This is a genomic window from Pseudomonas sp. PLMAX (assembly GCF_046042685.1).
Lineage (GTDB): Bacteria > Pseudomonadota > Gammaproteobacteria > Pseudomonadales > Pseudomonadaceae > Aquipseudomonas > Aquipseudomonas putida_AE.
Map to the genome: position 1 here is coordinate 1,564,017 of NZ_CP064949.1, position 15,285 is coordinate 1,579,301.

Genomic DNA, 15,285 nt, shown 5'->3' on the forward strand with positions numbered 1-15,285 from the left:
CGGGAATACGGGTAAAAGAAAACCCCGACCAGGTGACTGGATCGGGGTTTTTCTTTAGCACATGAATTGTTCCCTACGCGGTTTGCAGCACAGGCTTGCGACTGGCCGCCGCCGTTACGGCATAGCCAATCAATGCGGCCAGGATCGAACCGGTCAGGATCCCCATGCGGTCCATGCCTGCGTAGTCACTGACGCCCGGCTCAAAGGCCAGCGAACCGACGAACAGGCTCATGGTGAAGCCGATGCCGCAGAGAATCGCCACGCCCAGCACCTGGCCCCAATTGGCCCCCTGGGGCAGGGCGGCGATGCCGGTTTTCACCGCCAGCCAGGTCAGGCCGTACACGCCGACGGTCTTGCCCAGCAGCAGGCCGATCGCGATGCCCATTGGCACGGCGTGGGTGAAGCTTTCGGCGGTCACGCCACTGAGGGACAGGCCGGCGTTGGCGAAGGCGAACAGCGGCAGGATGCCATAGGCCACCCACGGGTGCAGCGCGTGCTCCAGTGAAAGCAGGGGAGAGGGTTCGGCGTTTTTCGTACGCAAGGGGATGCAGAATGCCAGCGTCACGCCGGCCAGCGTGGCATGCACTCCACTCTTGAGCACGCAGACCCAGAGGATCAGGCCAATGATCATGTAGGGGCCGAGCTTGACCACGCCGAGGCGGTTCATCCCGATCAGCGCCGCGATGCAGGCGGCGGCCAGTGCCAGGGACAGGGTCGACAGTTCGCCGGAATAGAAAATCGCGATGATGACGATCGCGCCGAGGTCGTCGATGATCGCCAGGGTCATCAGGAACAACTTCAGCGACACCGGCACGCGTTTGCCCAGCAGCGCCAGTACGCCCAGCGCGAAGGCGATGTCGGTGGCGGTCGGGATCGCCCAGCCGTCCAGGGCCGGTGGGTTGTCACGGTTGAGGAACCAGTAGATCAGCGCCGGGACCACCATGCCGCCAATGGCGGCCGCGCCGGGCAGGACGATCTGCGACGGTTTGGACAGCTGCCCGTCGAGGACCTCACGCTTGACCTCCAGCCCGATCAGCAGGAAGAACAGCGCCATGAGCCCGTCGTTGATCCACAGCAGCAGCGGCTTGGCGATTTTCAGCGCGCCGACCTGAGCGACCACGGGGGTTTCCAGCAGGCCGTTGTAGAGCCACGACAATGGGGAGTTGTTGATGATCAGCGCGAGGATAGCCGCGGCGATCAATAACAGACCGCTGGCAGCTTCCAGCTGAAAGAAACGCGTGAACGTGCTACGCAGAGGCAAAGTCGCTCTCCATCGATAAAGTCAAAAGGTGGCACACCCTAACCCGTACCGTTTGTTGTTAAAACAAAAGTTATATTCTTTTTTGTTATATGTCGTTACAGCGCGATTCTTCGGGCAAGGACCTGAGCCTAGCAGTTGCCGGATGTATTGGAACTCAGCTGTACCTGTGTTTGATGTAGGATTTTTCCTAAGCTTGCAGGTTGAGGCTTTTGACAGGGCCGCCTATTGCCTGATCCATCGAGATAACCACCATGAGCGACAACCGACAGTGGTCCCGCGAAGCCATCCGGATCATCGAAGCCGACTTCCAGCGCAGCGCCGACACTCACCTGATCCCCTTGTCGCTGCCAGGTTTTGCCGGCATCGAGTTGTACTTCAAGGATGAGTCGAGCCATCCCACCGGCAGCCTGAAACACCGCCTGGCGCGGTCGCTGTTCCTGTATGCGCTGTGCAATGGCTGGCTCAAGCCCGGTGCGCCGGTGATCGAGGCGTCCAGCGGCTCGACGGCGATTTCCGAGGCATACTTCGCGCGTTTGCTGGGGGTGCCGTTCATTGCCGTGGTGCCGGCCAGTACGTCGAGGGAAAAGATCGCACAAATCGCGTTCTATGGCGGGCAGACGCATCTGGTCGCGGATCCGACGCAGATCTACGCCGAGTCCGAACGCCTGGCGCGCGAGCACGACGGCCACTTCATCGACCAGTTCACCTACGCCGAGCGTGCGACCGACTGGCGTGCGAACAACAACATCGCCGAATCGATTTTCCAGCAGATGCGTTTCGAAAAGCACCCGGAGCCGAGCTGGCTGGTGTCCAGCCCCGGGACTGGGGGGACGACGGCGACCCTGGGGCGTTACGTACGTTATCGGCAGCACGCCACCCGCGTGTTGTGTGCCGATGCCGAGCGCTCGGTGTTTTTCGATTACTACCAGACCGGCGATGCCAGCCTGCGCCTGGATCACGGTTCGCGGGTCGAAGGCATTGGTCGGCCCCGGGTGGAAGCGTCATTCCTGCCCAAGGTCATCGATGCGATGGTCAAGGTGCCGGACGCATTGTCACTGGCAGCCATGCATTACCTGGCTGAACGTCTGGGGCGGCATGTCGGTGGATCGAGCGGGACCAACCTGATTGGCGCGTTGATGGCGGCGCAGCAGATGGCGGCGGCGGGGGAGCAGGGGTCGATCGTGGCGATTCTGTGCGACAGCGGCGAGCGCTATGCCACGACCTATTACGATCAGGCGTGGCTCAAGGCCGAGGGGTTTGAGTTGAGCGGGTTGATCGATGCGGTGGCCGCGACGGTCGAGCGCGGGGAGCCGCTGCCGGCGAGCGTGTTGCGCGCCAATATCTGACCCCCCTGCACCTGTAGGAGCTGGCTTGCCAGCGAATGCGGTTCGTCATTCAACAGAAACGTTGGCTGATCCACCGCCTTCGCGAGCAAGCCCGCTCCCACAGGGGGTTGGCGTCAGGCTTCGAGGCCCAGGATGTCCCTGGCCACCGCTTCGGCGATGCGAATGCCATCGACCCCCGCCGACAAAATCCCGCCCGCATAACCCGCGCCTTCACCCGCCGGGAACAAGCCTTTCACGTTCAGGCTCTGCATCGACTCGTTACGCGTAATGCGCAGCGGCGACGAAGTACGGGTCTCGATCCCGGTCAACACCGCGTCATGCAGCGAGTAACCGCGAATCTGTTTCTCGAACGCCGGCAAGGCTTCACGAATCGCTTCGATGGCGAAGGCCGGCAAGGCCAGCGCCAGGTCGCCCAGGGCAACGCCCGGTTTGTAGGAGGGTTCGACGCTGCCCAGCGCGGTGGACGGCTTGCCGGCGATGAAGTCGCCGACCAATTGCGCCGGTGCTTCGTAGTTGCTGCCACCGAGCACAAAGGCGTGGGATTCCAGGCGTTCCTGCAGCTCGATACCGGCCAGCGGGCCGCCCGGATAATCGACTTCCGGGGTAATCCCGACAACGATCCCGGAGTTGGCGTTGCGCTCGTTGCGCGAGTACTGGCTCATGCCATTGGTGACCACGCGGTTCGGCTCGGAGGTCGCCGCCACCACCGTACCGCCCGGGCACATGCAGAAGCTGTAGACCGAACGGCCGTTCTTGGCGTGGTGCACCAGTTTGTAGTCGGCGGCGCCGAGTTTCGGGTGGCCGGCGTACTTGCCCAGGCGCGCGCGGTCGATCAGCGACTGCGGGTGCTCGATACGGAAACCGACCGAGAACGGCTTGGCTTCCATGTACACGCCGCGACCGTGGAGCATGCGGAAGGTGTCCCGGGCACTGTGGCCCAGGGCCAGGATCACGTGTTTGGAGTGGATCTGCTCGCCGCCATCGAGTTCGACGCCGACCAGTTGGCCGTCTTCGATCAGCACGTCGGTCACCCGTTGCTGGAAGCGCACTTCGCCGCCCATGGCGCGAATCTGCTCACGCATGTTTTCCACCACGCCCGTCAGACGGAACGTACCGATGTGCGGTTTGCTGACGTAGAGGATTTCTTCCGGGGCGCCGGCCTTGACGAATTCATTGAGGACTTTACGGCCGATGAACTTCGGGTCCTTGATCTGGCTGTAGAGCTTGCCGTCGGAGAAGGTCCCCGCGCCGCCCTCGCCGAATTGCACGTTGGACTCGGGGTTGAGCACGCTTTTACGCCACAGGCCCCAGGTGTCCTTGGTGCGCTGGCGCACTTCGGTGCCGCGTTCGAGGATGATCGGCTTGAAGCCCATCTGCGCCAGCAGCAGCCCGGCGAAGATCCCGCACGGTCCGAAGCCGACGACGACAGGGCGCACGCTCAGGTCGGCCGGCGCCTGGCCAACCATTTTGTAGCTGACATCCGGTGCCACGTTGACGTTACGGTCATCGGCGAACCTGTTCAGTACCGAGGCCTCATCGCGAACATCGAGGTCGATGGTGTAGATGAAGCACAGCTCGGAGGACTTTTTGCGCGCATCGTAGCTGCGCTTGAACAAGGTGAAATCGACCAGGTCATCGCTGGAGATGCCCAGGCGCTGCAGGATGGCAGGGCGCAGGTCTTCATCGGGATGGTCGATCGGCAGCTTGAGTTCGGTGATTCGTAACATGGCAGGATCCGGTTCGCGGGGCGCACAACTGCGCCAGGGCGTTTGAAACCGGCGATTATAAGCCCCAAAGGCGCAGGCCCGTGAGGCTAAAACGATCAGTCGTCGCGCGAACCGCCGAAATACCCGCAACCGCGCTGTACCTTGCCATCGATGCGCAGTTCGGCAGTCATGTGCTGCAGACTGCCTGTGCTGTTGTCGATGCAGCGTTGTGGCGCGACCCACAGTTCTATGTGCTGGTTGTTGGCTTCGGTGCTGAGGTTGAAGCGGCCTTCGCCCAATTGTTCTTCGACGTAGGGCACGGCCAACGGTGGCTGGCCGGCGCGTTCCACGACCATGCCTTTGCCGGTGACGCTCACGCTCCACTCGGGGGCATGGCCGGTGGCGCGCAGGATCAGCGGCTTGAAATTTGGATCGGCGCAGGCGGTGGCGGAGCGCTCGACGCGGTACAGCGTTTCCACGTCGAGCTGATCTTCGCCGTTACCGGGAACGATGCGCCCACGCACGTCGGCAAACAGCTTGCCCTGGGCATCGGCGAGGCTCGCGGCCTGTTGCAGGACGCTGGTGCTGCCCGTGTCATTGACCAGGTAACGGCGTTGCTCGCCGCACGGCTGGAACAGCAGTTTGCCGTCGGCGGCGCTCAACTGGCCCTGCAGGCGGGTCTGCCCGACGTGGGAGGCACTTTCACGCTGGCCGTCGAACAACTGGCAGGCCGCGAACAGGGGGAACAGGGCAACAAGGACTAAGGAACGGGCAGCACGCATCTTGGGGTCTCCTGACAAGTGCCGCCACGTTACTCAGCCTGACCGTTCATCACAACCCTGCATTACGCCGGGCTTTTTGTAGGAGCTGGCGCAGCCTGCGATCTTTTGATGTTGTTTGAGGCGATTGAAAATCAAAAGCCAGATCAAAAGATCGCAGCCTGCGGCAGCTCCTACCCCACGTGAAAGGTCTGGCCCGTCTGCAAGCCTTCGACGCTTTTGGCGTAGGCCAATGCCACATCCTCGGCAGGAACCGGCTTGTAGCCACGGAAATAGGGGGCATAGCTGCCCATGGCTTCGACGAGGACGGTCGGGCTGATCGAGTTCACGCGTAAGCCGCGTGGCAACTCGATGGCGGCAGCGCGGACGAAACTGTCCAGCGCACCGTTGACCAGCGCAGCGGATGCGCCACTGCGGATCGGGTCGTGGCTGAGTACGCCGGTGGTGAGTGTGAAGGATGCACCTTCATTGGCGAACTCACGGCCGATCAGCACCAGGTTGACCTGGCCCATCAGCTTGTCCTTGAGGCCCAGGGCAAAACTCTCTTCGCTCATTTCGGCCAACGGTGCGAAGGTCACGTTACCGGCGGCGCACACCACTGCATCGAATTTGCCGGTCTGTTCGAACAGTCGGCGAATCGACGTGCTGTCACTGATGTCCACCTGAAAATCACCGCTGCTGCGGCCAATGCGGACGATCTCGTGGCGCTGGGACAGCTCTTTGTCGACGGCCGAACCGATGGTGCCGCTGGCGCCAATCAAAAGAATTTTCATACTGGCTGATCCTCGTTGGATTGAGTAAGGCTTCAGTTTAGAGTGGTTTTTTCCGGCGATAAGCGCACTAATGGGCAACCTTTGGTTTTCAAATGGAAACAATCCATGAGCGAAATGGATGACCTGGCCGCCTTCGCGATATTGATCGAAGCGGGCAGTTTTACCCTGGCGGCGCAGCAGTTGGGTTGCAGCAAGGGCCAGTTGTCCAAGCGCATCAGCCAGTTGGAAGCGCAGTTTTGCGTGGTCCTGCTGCAGCGCACCACGCGGCGCTTGAGCCTGACGGCGGCGGGCGCGGCGTTGTTGCCCCAGGCCCAGGCGCTGGTGGTGCAAGTCGAGCGCGCGCGCCAGGCCCTGGCACGCCTGAAGGACGACATGGCGGGCCCGGTGCGGATGACGGTTCCGGTGTCGCTTGGGGAAACTTTCTTCGATGGTTTGTTGCTGGAGTTCTCCGCCCAGTATCCCGAGGTGCAGATCGAACTGGAGCTCAACAACAATTACCGTGACCTGTCCCGGGACGGCTTCGATCTGGCGATCCGCTCCGATGTGGCGATCGATCAGCGCCTGGTGGCGCGGCCGTTGTTGGCGTGGCGGGAATTGACCTGCGCCAGCCCGGCCTATCTGGAGCAATACGGTGAACCGCAGACGCCTCAGGCGCTGGCCGAGCACCGCTGCCTGCTCAATAGCCACTACAGCGGTCGGGAGGAGTGGCTGTATCACCAGCAACACGAACTGTTGCGGGTACGGGTTTCCGGTCCGTTCGCCAGCAACCATTACAACTTGTTGAAAAAAGCCGCCCTGGCTGGCGCCGGCATTGCCCGTTTACCGTCCTACGCCTTACCGGAGGAATTGGCTGACGGGCGTTTGCGCTGGCTCCTGCGTGATTATCAGACCCGGAGCATGCCGATGTACCTGGTGCACCCGTATCAAGGTGGGTTGCCCAGGCGCACGCAGGTGCTGGCGGATGATTTGATCGGCTGGTTCAAGCGCAGCGGCGAGGCGCTGGACAGGCTTTAACGTGAAAGCCTGACACGACACAAAACCTGTGGGAGCGGGCTTGCTCGCGAATGCGGAGTGTCAGCCAGCATTGATGTTGAATATGAAACCGTATTCGCGAGCAAGCCCGCTCCCACAAGGTTTCTCATTGTCAGTTAGGTTGTGGCGGGCATAAAAAAACGGCCCGCGAAGGCCGTTTTCTGGTTACCCCGAAGGCTTAGCCACCGAGGTACGCATCACGCACTTTCGGATCGGTCAGCAGCGCTTCACCGGTGCCTGTCATCACTACCCGGCCGTTCTCCAGAACGTAGGCGCGGTCAGCGATTTTCAGGGCCTGGTTGGCGTTCTGCTCGACCAGGAACACCGTCACACCGTCCTTGCGCAGCTGTTCGATGATGTCGAAGATCTGCTGGATGATGATCGGGGCCAGGCCTAGCGAAGGCTCGTCGAGCAGCAGCAGCTTGGGCTTGCTCATCAGCGCGCGGCCGATGGCGAGCATTTGCTGTTCGCCGCCGGACATGGTGCCGCCACGCTGGCTGAAGCGCTCTTTCAGGCGTGGGAAAAGTCCGAGGACCTTGTCCATCTGTTCCTGATAGTCGCCCTTGGCGGTGAAGAAACCACCCATGGAGAGGTTTTCTTCCACGGTCAGGCGGGAAAACACCCGACGACCTTCCGGCACCACGGCAATGCTCTTGCGCATGATCTGCGAAGAATCCTGGCCGACCAGTTCCTCACCCATGTAGCGGATGCTGCCGCTGTGGGCCCGAGGCGAACCGCACAGGGTCATCAGGAGTGTGGACTTGCCGGCACCGTTGGCGCCAATCAGGGTCACGATCTCGCCCTGGCGGACTTCGACGTTGACGCTGTGCAGGGCCTGGATCTTGCCGTAGAAGGTGGAAACGTTTTCGAATTGCAGCATTTACGCTTCCCCCAGGTAGGCTTTGATCACTTCAGGATTGTCGCGGATCTGTTCCGGCGTACCGTTGGCCAGGGGGGTGCCCTGGTTGATCACGACGATGTGGTCGGAAATGCTCATGACCAGTTTCATGTCGTGTTCGATCAGCAGCACAGTGACGTTGTGCTCTTCACGCAACATGCCTATCAGCGCCTTCAGGTCTTCGGTTTCCTTCGGGTTCAGGCCGGCGGCCGGCTCGTCGAGCATGAGGATCCTCGGACGGGTCATCATGCAGCGGGCGATTTCCAGGCGCCGTTGCTGACCGTAGGCCAGGGTACCGGCCGGACGGTTGGCGAACTCCTTGAGGTTGACCTTTTCCAGCCAGTACTCGGCGAACTCCATGGCCTCGCGTTCGCTCTTGCGGAAACCCGGGGTCTTGAACAGGCCGGACAGGAAGTTGGTGTTCAGGTGGCGATGCTGGGCGATCAAGAGATTCTCGACCGCGGTCATGTCCTTGAACAACCGCACGTTCTGGAAGGTACGCACCACGCCCTTGAGGGCGATCTTGTGGCCCGGCAGGCCCTCGATCGGCTCGCCATCGAGCAGGATGCTGCCGCCGCTCGGCTTGTAGAAGCCGGTCAGGCAGTTGAACACGGTGGTCTTGCCGGCGCCGTTGGGGCCGATCAAGGCAACCACTTGTTTCTCTTTCACGCTCAAGGCAACGCCGTTGACCGCCAGCAAGCCGCCGAAGCGCATGCTCAGGTTTTCTACTTTAAGGATCTCGCGGCTCATTTGCGCAGCTCCATGTGAGGACGTTGCATGGGCAGCAGACCCTGAGGGCGCCAGATCATCATCAGTACCATCAAGGCACCGAACATCAACATGCGGTACTCACTGAACTCACGCATCATTTCCGGCAGCAGGATCATCACCACCGCCGCCAGGATCACACCCAGCTGCGAGCCCATGCCACCCAGCACCACGATGGCGAGGATGATCGCCGACTCGATGAAGGTGAACGACTCCGGTGTCACCAGGCCCTGGCGCGCAGCGAAGAAGCTACCGGCGAAACCGGCGAAGCTGGCACCCAGGGTGAACGCCGAGAGCTTGATGATGGTCGGGTTCAGACCCAGTGCACGGCAGGCGATTTCGTCTTCACGCAATGCTTCCCACGCGCGGCCAAGCGGCATGCGCAGCAAGCGGTTGATGACGAACAGCGCACCCAGGGCCAGCAACAGCGCAACCAGGTAGAGGAAGATCACCTTGTTGATCGAGTTGTATGCCAGGCCGAAATACTCGTGGAAGGTTTGCATGCCTTCCGCGGCTTTACGTTCGAAGGTCAGGCCGAAGAACGTCGGTTTCTCGATGTTGCTGATGCCGTTCGGACCGCCCGTGAGGCCGGTCAGGTTACGCAGGAACAGACGGATGATTTCACCGAAGCCCAGGGTCACGATCGCCAGGTAGTCACCGCGCAGGCGCAGCACCGGGAAGCCGAGCAGGAAGCCGAAGGTGGCGGCCATCAGGCCGGCGATCGGCAGGCAGATCCAGAAGCTCAGGCCGTAGTAGTGCGACAGCAGCGCATAGCTGTAGGCGCCCACGGCGTAGAAGCCGACGTAACCGAGGTCGAGCAGGCCCGCCAGGCCGACCACGATGTTCAGGCCCAGGCCGAGCATCACGTAGATCAGCACCAGCGTCGCGATATCCACCGCGCCGCGAGAACCGAAGAACGGCCAGACCAGGGCGCCGGCGATCAAGGCAATGATGATCCAGCGCTGGGTGGTCGGCAGGGTCAGGAAGTTACTGGCCTTGGCCGGGATCAGCGGCATGCTTGGCGACGAGCGCCAGGCCGAGCTGATCTGCTGGTCGAACAGCACGCGCAGGAACATCAGCACCGAACACACGGCGATGGTGATCAGGGTGGCGTCGCTGGTGCCATGAACTTCGAGGTTGATGCCGACGATGGTCAGCTTCAGGCCGAGTACCGGGTAGGCCACGGCCCATACCAGCAAGGCACTGAACAGTGCCTGTTTAAGATTCCTAGTCATACCTTCTCAACCTCCGGACGGCCCAGCAGGCCGGTTGGCCGGAACAACAACACCAAAACCAAGAGACCGAAAGCCACGACGTCCTTGTACTGGTCGCCGAAGACATCGGCACCGAAGGCTTCCGCCACACCCAGTACCAGCCCGCCGAGCATGGCGCCCGGAATGCTGCCGATACCGCCCAGTACCGCCGCGGTGAAGGCCTTGAGGCCGACCAGGAAACCGGCGTTGGGGTTGATCACGCCGTATTGCATGCTCAGCAGCACGGCCGCGATGGCCGCCAGCGCAGCACCGATGACGAAGGTCAGGGCGATGATGTTGTTGGTGTTGATACCCAGCAGGTTGGCCATCTTGATGTCTTCGGCGCAGGCACGGCAGGCGCGACCCAGGCGAGAGCGGGAGATGAACAGCGTCAGGCCGAGCATGGCGACCAGGGTCACCACGAACACCACGATTTGCATGTAGGAAATCAGCACTTCATGTGCACCACCTGGCCCGAAGGTAAAGTTGCCCGGAATCAGGTTGGGGATGGATTTGTCCTTGGAGTCTTGCGCCAGCAGAACCGTGTTCTGCAGGAAGATCGACATGCCGATGGCGGAAATCAGCGGGATCAGACGGTTGCTGCCGCGCAACGGGCGGTAGGCGATCCGTTCGATGCTGTAGCCGTAGGCACTGGTGACGACGATGGTCGCCAGGAAAGCGGCGGTCATCAACAGCGGAACACTGTCGAGTCCCAGCATGGCCAGCCCGGCGATGGCGATGAACGCCACGTAGGAGCCGATCATGTACACCTCGCCGTGGGCGAAGTTGATCATTCCAATGATGCCGTAAACCATCGTATAGCCGATGGCGATCAGGGCATACGTGCTGCCAATGGTCAGGCCATTAACCAGCTGTTGGAAGAAGTGATAGATGTCAGGCATTACAGCGCTCCTAAAAACCTGATACGCATTTCACTGGTGGAGTCATTTTCCCGCCCGGGCCCCGTGGATCTGCATCCACTTCGAATCCGGGGTTTGCCAGCGAACCGCTGATGACGGTTTTGAGATTTTCAGGTGGGGAGACTGGCGGATCACGCCAGCGCGGCCCAGGTACGTTCGTAAAACAAAGCCCACGGCACGCCGTGGGCTTTATTGGCAGTCAGTCAGGCAAGACCTTACTGAGGCTTGGCTTCAGTTTTTGGTTTGCCGAAGTGCCACTCGTAGACCACGAATTTGAAGTCTTTCAGGTCGCCTTTCTCGTCGAAGGCCAGGTCGCCAGTTGGAGTCTTGAAGGTACCCGCGTGGATGGCTTCAGCCACTTTGGTCGCGTCTTCGGACTTGGCGGCCTTGATGCCGTCGGCGATCACGGTCACAGCCGAGTAGGCCGGGAACACGAACGGACCGCTCGGGTCTTCTTTCTTGGCCTTGAACGCATCAGCCAGGGCAACGTTGGCCGGATCCTGGTCGAAGGATTTCGGCAGGGTCACCAGCAGGCCTTCGGAAGCGTCCTTGGCGATCTGCGAGATGGAGTCGTTACCCACGCCTTCCGGACCCATGAACTTGGCTTTCAGGCCTTTTTCCTGGGCTTGACGCAGGATCAGGCCCAGCTCCGGGTGGTAGCCGCCGTAGTAGACGAAGTCGACGTTGGCTTGCTTGAGCTTGGCGATGATCGAGGAGAAGTCCTTGTCGCCGGCGTTGACGCCTTCGAACACGGCAACCTTGGTGCCTTTCTTCTCGAGGGTCTGTTTAACGGCGGTGGCGATGCCTTCACCGTATTGCTGTTTGTCGTGCAGGACGGCAACGATTTTCGGTTTGACGAAATCGGCGATGTAGTTACCGGCGGCAGGGCCTTGGGCGCTGTCCAGGCCGATGGTGCGGAACACCATTTTGTAACCACGAGCGGTGATGTCCGGGCTGGTGGCAGCCGGGGTGATCATGATCACGCCTTCGTCTTCGTAGATGTCCGAAGCCGGTTGAGTGGAGCTGGAGCACAGGTGACCGACCACGAACTTGACGCCGTCGTTGACGACTTTGTTCGCGACCGCTACCGCTTGTTTTGGATCACAGGCGTCATCGTATTCGACGGCTTCGAGCTTCTTGCCGTCTACGCCGCCTTTGGCGTTGATCTGTTCAATGGCCATTTTGGCGCCGCTGAACTGCATGTCGCCGTATTGGGCTACAGGACCGGTCTTGGGGCCGGCGATGCCGATCTTGATGGTGTCAGCTGCGAACGAATGGCTGGCAACCCCGGCCAGAACCATAGCGGCAAACAGTTTGGAAATCTGCTTAGTAGCCTTAGTCATAGTGCTCCACTCTTACTGTTGTAATTTTTATAGTCCTGGCGCCGTTGGCAGCAGAACCGGGTCAGATATCTACGACATCCCCCGGAAAAGCCCCCCGGCAACTGTACCGGTACAGTGTAGAGCGCCGATTGTCAGCCTGGGAAGCTGGCGCCAGGGGGCAAAACTTGGGGGTGTCGCTTTTTTGAAAGAAAAAGTCAGAATTGCGGCGGGGTTTTGACGGGCTTATAGCCAGATTCCGTGCATTCCTTGGCTTTCCTGCGCTTTTCATTCGGTCACTCAAATTGCATCTGGGTTTTTCTGCCTGACCACCGACGTTATCATTGCGTCGATTTCTTTTCCGGACCGGACCCATGACTGAAGAACCTAGCACCCTCTATGCCAAACTGCTCGGAGAAACCGCATCTATTTCCTGGAAGGAACTGGAGCCGTTCTTCGCCAAGGGTGCCCTATTGTGGGTCGACCCGAGCCTCGATTTGATCGCCGCAGCCGAAGCTGTAGCCACTGATGAAGGCGAGAAAGTGGCTGCCTGGCTGGCCGAAGACAAGGTCGCCAAGCTGTCTGAAACGCGGGCGCTGGATCTTTTCGAGCGCGATCCACAGCTGTGGGCTGTGGTGGTTTCGCCGTGGATCCTGATCCAGGAAAGAGCGCAGGCCTGAGTGCGCGCACCATGGTGGTGCCATGGCTGAGACAAGGAAAGTGTGTAGCCGAGTAGCGTGATGGCAGGTTGCCGTAGAGAAAGGCCACGCTTCACGGTGACGTAAACGTAACGGGAACAGTTGGTAGGACAGCTGAGCGGCTGACCAATTGTTTCTGGATGTTGAAAGGCCGTTGAATTCGAGATCGTTTTCGCTGGCAAGCCAGCTCCTGCAGGAATTGATATCGAACACCTATTTCGTGAACGACACCGAACCCTGTAGGAGCTGGCTTGCCAGCGACGGGAGCGACTCGGTATCACGCCTTGATCAGTAACTCTTGCCTGTGTGGTTATTCAACGAAATCACCTTGGTCTTGCCAATCCGGTGACGATAGATCTCACGCAGGTACTTGATCGCTTTCTTCACGCAATCGCGCGACAGCCGTATGTCGTTGATCGAGACGAACTTGTCCTTGTCGTTGATCAGCTCGCGATACTTCTTCTCGTACATCGGCTTGATTGCGTACCAGTTGGTATCGAGGATTTTCGCCGGGTTCTCGAACTCGTTGAGCAGGTCGTCGATCAGGTCTTCATCGAAATGTTCGTTGATGATGAAGTCCAGGACCGAGTTGTCCAGGGTGTCATCGAAGCGGTACGGCGTACGGGCAAAGCAGCGCTTGATGAACGCCACGATCAAGGTCAGGAAATCGTCCGACAGGCACGGGCTCTTGGCGATCAGGGTGGTCAGCGACAGGTTGGCCGAGGCGCCGATCACCAACGCATAGCGCTTGAGCGTGGTGTTGGGGAACAGGCTGTTGAGGTGGGTCTTCAAGCGGTTCAGGTCCATGTAGGACAGCTTGTAGTCCTTGGGCAGGGAAACGATCGACACCACCGATGAGCAGTTCTTGAAGAAGTGCAGATCGTGCAGGGCGGCCGCGTCATACCCCGAATTCTTGTACTGCTCCAGCGCCGCGCGATAGCGCTTGGACTCGATGGGCAGCAGGCTGATGCCTTCGATGGCCTGGGTGACCTTGTTGAAGTGCGGCAGGTCGATGGAGCGGAAGAACAGGTCGTCGATGTTCAGGCGCTGCGGTTCTTTGTCGAAGACCTTGAACTTGTCGCTGCTCGGCGGCGGGGTTTCCGGCACCACGGATTCGGCATAGGCAATGGCCACCGGGCCGGCGAGACTCATGAACAGGTCGTTGGCGTCCAGGCGAATGGTTTCGCCGATGTCGATGCCCGCACGGCGGAAATAGTTCTGGTCGTAGTCGGTGGTGACCGCCTGAGCCGTCAGAATGTTGAAGATCTGCTGCGAGATGTACTGGTTGGCATGCTTTTCCATCGCGTTGACGTCGATGTTCTGGATGTTGCCGTCATCGCTTTCTTCGGCATAACGCATGATGTCGTTGGAGATCAGCATCATCGCGTTCCATGGGCGGATACGACCCATGACGCTGGCTTCACTGCTGTCTTCGTTGGCGAAGTTGTAGGAGAAGTCCCATTCTTCCGACAGGTATTTGCACAGCAGGCGGCCGGCGTTGATGTGCAGCGCCTCGGACATTTCACTGCGGTGATCGGATATGTTTGGCAGTACGCAGATGCCGCTGGTGAAGATCGGTTCGAAGACGAAGGAATGACCGCTTTTGCTGTCGTGCTCGTCCATCGGCCGGGTGTCGAACGTCTTGTTCATGTACGAGTGTTGCTGGGCCAGGCCGAATTCCGAAGCCATGCCCGAACCGGTACCGCCACCGGCACTGAAGATCGAGAAATACAGGCGCGACTGGTTGGCCTTGATGCCACAGCTGTCGATCAGGTACGAGTGGATCATCTTCCAGTCGGGGCTGGAGAAACGCTGGGTGTCCTTGTTCAGGATGATCTTGGCCAGGTACTGGCCGAGAATCGGCGCGTTACCGGCACCACCGGCATGGACTTCCGACAGGTCCATGATTTTCATTTTGCTGTAGTCGCGCAGGAAACCGCTCTTTTCGCCTTTGCGCGAGAAGCGGATACGCCCGGCGATGTCCTTGTCCAGGTCGCCCAGCATCACCAGCGGTTCGACCAGGAACACCGGTTTGGTCGCCTTGTTCGACCCCAGGCGCAAATTGTTGCGAATCCACTGTGCCGGGCTATAGCCTTTTTCCGCATAGCGCTTGTCTGGCGACAGGCGATCTTCGTTGTTGAATTCGTTGAGGTAGAACTTGCGGGCGTTGTAGACCAGTTCCGCGACATCCAGCGCGATGTTCGAACCGCAGCGGCCCAGGCCAATCAGGCACACCGAAGGGAATTCCTGATCGTTGTGCTGTTCGTTGTCACCTTCCAGATGCGCTGGGCGCGGGAACACCATGTCGCGCAGGCCGTCGAGGTTGTCGAGGATGCGATCGGTGTTGGTTTCGGTGAAGTACAGGTATTGCTGGGTCGCCAGCGGGCGCGACGGCGTCAATGGCTTCGACGGTGCGGGGCTGTTCGCCGCCGGGCTCAGCGTCAGGTCGGAAAGCGCAGGGGCTGGATTGTTTTTAGAAGTCATTGTTCGCCATGTACCTGGGCTGGTGGGTCGGGCAACCTGTTGTCGTCG

Annotated in this window: 13 protein-coding genes; 3 read left to right on the plus strand and 10 right to left on the minus strand. The window is 60.2% G+C overall.

The window, feature by feature from the left end; all coding sequences use genetic code 11:
* Positions 1 to 73: 73 nt before the first annotated feature.
* Positions 74 to 1,261 carry a Na+/H+ antiporter NhaA gene (nhaA, locus tag DKB71_RS07125; protein ID WP_274073415.1) on the minus strand — a complete coding sequence of 396 codons (1,188 nt, stop codon included), beginning with the start codon at positions 1,259 to 1,261 and terminating at the stop codon, positions 74 to 76.
* Positions 1,262 to 1,512: 251 nt separating this feature from the next.
* Here nhaA and DKB71_RS07130 point away from each other — a divergent pair, with 251 nt between their 5' ends.
* A complete protein-coding gene (locus DKB71_RS07130; protein WP_323628747.1) occupies positions 1,513 to 2,607 on the plus strand; it encodes a PLP-dependent cysteine synthase family protein in 1,095 nt (364 codons plus the stop codon).
* Between the two features lie 113 nt (positions 2,608 to 2,720).
* Here the strand turns inward: DKB71_RS07130 and DKB71_RS07135 are convergent, their stop codons facing one another.
* The 3 genes from DKB71_RS07135 to DKB71_RS07145 form a co-directional block, all read right to left on the minus strand.
* On the minus strand, positions 2,721 to 4,334 hold the full coding sequence (locus tag DKB71_RS07135; protein ID WP_408599956.1) for an NAD(P)/FAD-dependent oxidoreductase: 1,614 nt from the start codon (positions 4,332 to 4,334) through the stop codon (positions 2,721 to 2,723).
* Between the two features lie 95 nt (positions 4,335 to 4,429).
* The gene (locus DKB71_RS07140; protein ID WP_408599957.1) at positions 4,430 to 5,095 is read right to left on the minus strand and encodes a COG3650 family protein; all 666 of its coding nucleotides are present in this window, start codon (positions 5,093 to 5,095) and stop codon (positions 4,430 to 4,432) included.
* A 170-nt stretch (positions 5,096 to 5,265) separates the two neighbouring features.
* On the minus strand, positions 5,266 to 5,865 hold the full coding sequence (locus DKB71_RS07145) for a short chain dehydrogenase (RefSeq protein WP_408599959.1): 600 nt from the start codon (positions 5,863 to 5,865) through the stop codon (positions 5,266 to 5,268).
* 105 nt (positions 5,866 to 5,970) lie between these two features.
* Here DKB71_RS07145 and DKB71_RS07150 point away from each other — a divergent pair, with 105 nt between their 5' ends.
* A complete protein-coding gene (locus tag DKB71_RS07150) occupies positions 5,971 to 6,879 on the plus strand; it encodes a LysR family transcriptional regulator (protein WP_408599961.1) in 909 nt (302 codons plus the stop codon).
* Positions 6,880 to 7,075: 196 nt separating this feature from the next.
* Here the strand turns inward: DKB71_RS07150 and DKB71_RS07155 are convergent, their stop codons facing one another.
* The 5 genes from DKB71_RS07155 to DKB71_RS07175 all read right to left on the minus strand — a co-directional run bounded on the left by DKB71_RS07155 (position 7,076) and on the right by DKB71_RS07175 (position 12,079).
* Complete coding sequence (locus DKB71_RS07155) at positions 7,076 to 7,777, minus strand: ABC transporter ATP-binding protein (protein WP_020798122.1); 702 nt, start codon at positions 7,775 to 7,777, stop codon at positions 7,076 to 7,078.
* Positions 7,778 to 8,545 (minus strand): high-affinity branched-chain amino acid ABC transporter ATP-binding protein LivG, encoded by a 768-nt coding sequence (livG, locus tag DKB71_RS07160; RefSeq protein ID WP_274073421.1) that lies wholly within the window; start codon positions 8,543 to 8,545, stop codon positions 7,778 to 7,780.
* Positions 8,542 to 9,798, minus strand: coding sequence for a high-affinity branched-chain amino acid ABC transporter permease LivM (locus DKB71_RS07165; RefSeq protein ID WP_274073422.1), 1,257 nt, complete (start codon positions 9,796 to 9,798; stop codon positions 8,542 to 8,544). Before DKB71_RS07165 ends, livG begins: the two co-directional genes overlap by 4 nt.
* On the minus strand, positions 9,795 to 10,718 hold the full coding sequence (livH, locus tag DKB71_RS07170; RefSeq protein WP_274073423.1) for a high-affinity branched-chain amino acid ABC transporter permease LivH: 924 nt from the start codon (positions 10,716 to 10,718) through the stop codon (positions 9,795 to 9,797). The genes DKB71_RS07165 and livH overlap by 4 nt, the downstream gene beginning before the upstream one ends.
* A gap of 233 nt (positions 10,719 to 10,951) precedes the next feature.
* Positions 10,952 to 12,079 (minus strand): branched-chain amino acid ABC transporter substrate-binding protein, encoded by a 1,128-nt coding sequence (locus tag DKB71_RS07175; RefSeq protein ID WP_274073424.1) that lies wholly within the window; start codon positions 12,077 to 12,079, stop codon positions 10,952 to 10,954.
* Positions 12,080 to 12,429: 350 nt separating this feature from the next.
* On the opposite strand from DKB71_RS07175, the gene DKB71_RS07180 reads away from it, so the two are divergent.
* Positions 12,430 to 12,735 carry a DUF2288 domain-containing protein gene (locus tag DKB71_RS07180; protein ID WP_274073425.1) on the plus strand — a complete coding sequence of 102 codons (306 nt, stop codon included), beginning with the start codon at positions 12,430 to 12,432 and terminating at the stop codon, positions 12,733 to 12,735.
* Between the two features lie 306 nt (positions 12,736 to 13,041).
* Here the strand turns inward: DKB71_RS07180 and DKB71_RS07185 are convergent, their stop codons facing one another.
* Positions 13,042 to 15,237, minus strand: a complete 2,196-nt coding sequence (locus tag DKB71_RS07185) for a hypothetical protein (RefSeq protein ID WP_274073426.1) — start codon at positions 15,235 to 15,237, stop codon at positions 13,042 to 13,044.
* Between the last annotated feature and the right edge of the window lie 48 nt (positions 15,238 to 15,285).

Excerpts from the sequence above, each read along its gene's own strand:
- DKB71_RS07165 (WP_274073422.1), bottom strand. The coding sequence starts at position 9,798 with ATGACTAGGAATCTTAAACAGGCACTGTTCAGTGCCTTGCTGGTATGG.
- DKB71_RS07135 (WP_408599956.1), bottom strand. The coding sequence starts at position 4,334 with ATGTTACGAATCACCGAACTCAAGCTGCCGATCGACCATCCCGATGAA.
- DKB71_RS07145 (WP_408599959.1), bottom strand. The coding sequence starts at position 5,865 with ATGAAAATTCTTTTGATTGGCGCCAGCGGCACCATCGGTTCGGCCGTC.
- livH (WP_274073423.1), bottom strand. The coding sequence starts at position 10,718 with ATGCCTGACATCTATCACTTCTTCCAACAGCTGGTTAATGGCCTGACC.
- DKB71_RS07130 (WP_323628747.1), top strand. The coding sequence starts at position 1,513 with ATGAGCGACAACCGACAGTGGTCCCGCGAAGCCATCCGGATCATCGAA.
- DKB71_RS07140 (WP_408599957.1), bottom strand. The coding sequence starts at position 5,095 with ATGCGTGCTGCCCGTTCCTTAGTCCTTGTTGCCCTGTTCCCCCTGTTC.
- livG (WP_274073421.1), bottom strand. The coding sequence starts at position 8,545 with ATGAGCCGCGAGATCCTTAAAGTAGAAAACCTGAGCATGCGCTTCGGC.
- DKB71_RS07180 (WP_274073425.1), top strand. The coding sequence starts at position 12,430 with ATGACTGAAGAACCTAGCACCCTCTATGCCAAACTGCTCGGAGAAACC.
- DKB71_RS07150 (WP_408599961.1), top strand. The coding sequence starts at position 5,971 with ATGAGCGAAATGGATGACCTGGCCGCCTTCGCGATATTGATCGAAGCG.
- DKB71_RS07185 (WP_274073426.1), bottom strand. The coding sequence starts at position 15,237 with ATGACTTCTAAAAACAATCCAGCCCCTGCGCTTTCCGACCTGACGCTG.
- DKB71_RS07175 (WP_274073424.1), bottom strand. The coding sequence starts at position 12,079 with ATGACTAAGGCTACTAAGCAGATTTCCAAACTGTTTGCCGCTATGGTT.
- DKB71_RS07155 (WP_020798122.1), bottom strand. The coding sequence starts at position 7,777 with ATGCTGCAATTCGAAAACGTTTCCACCTTCTACGGCAAGATCCAGGCC.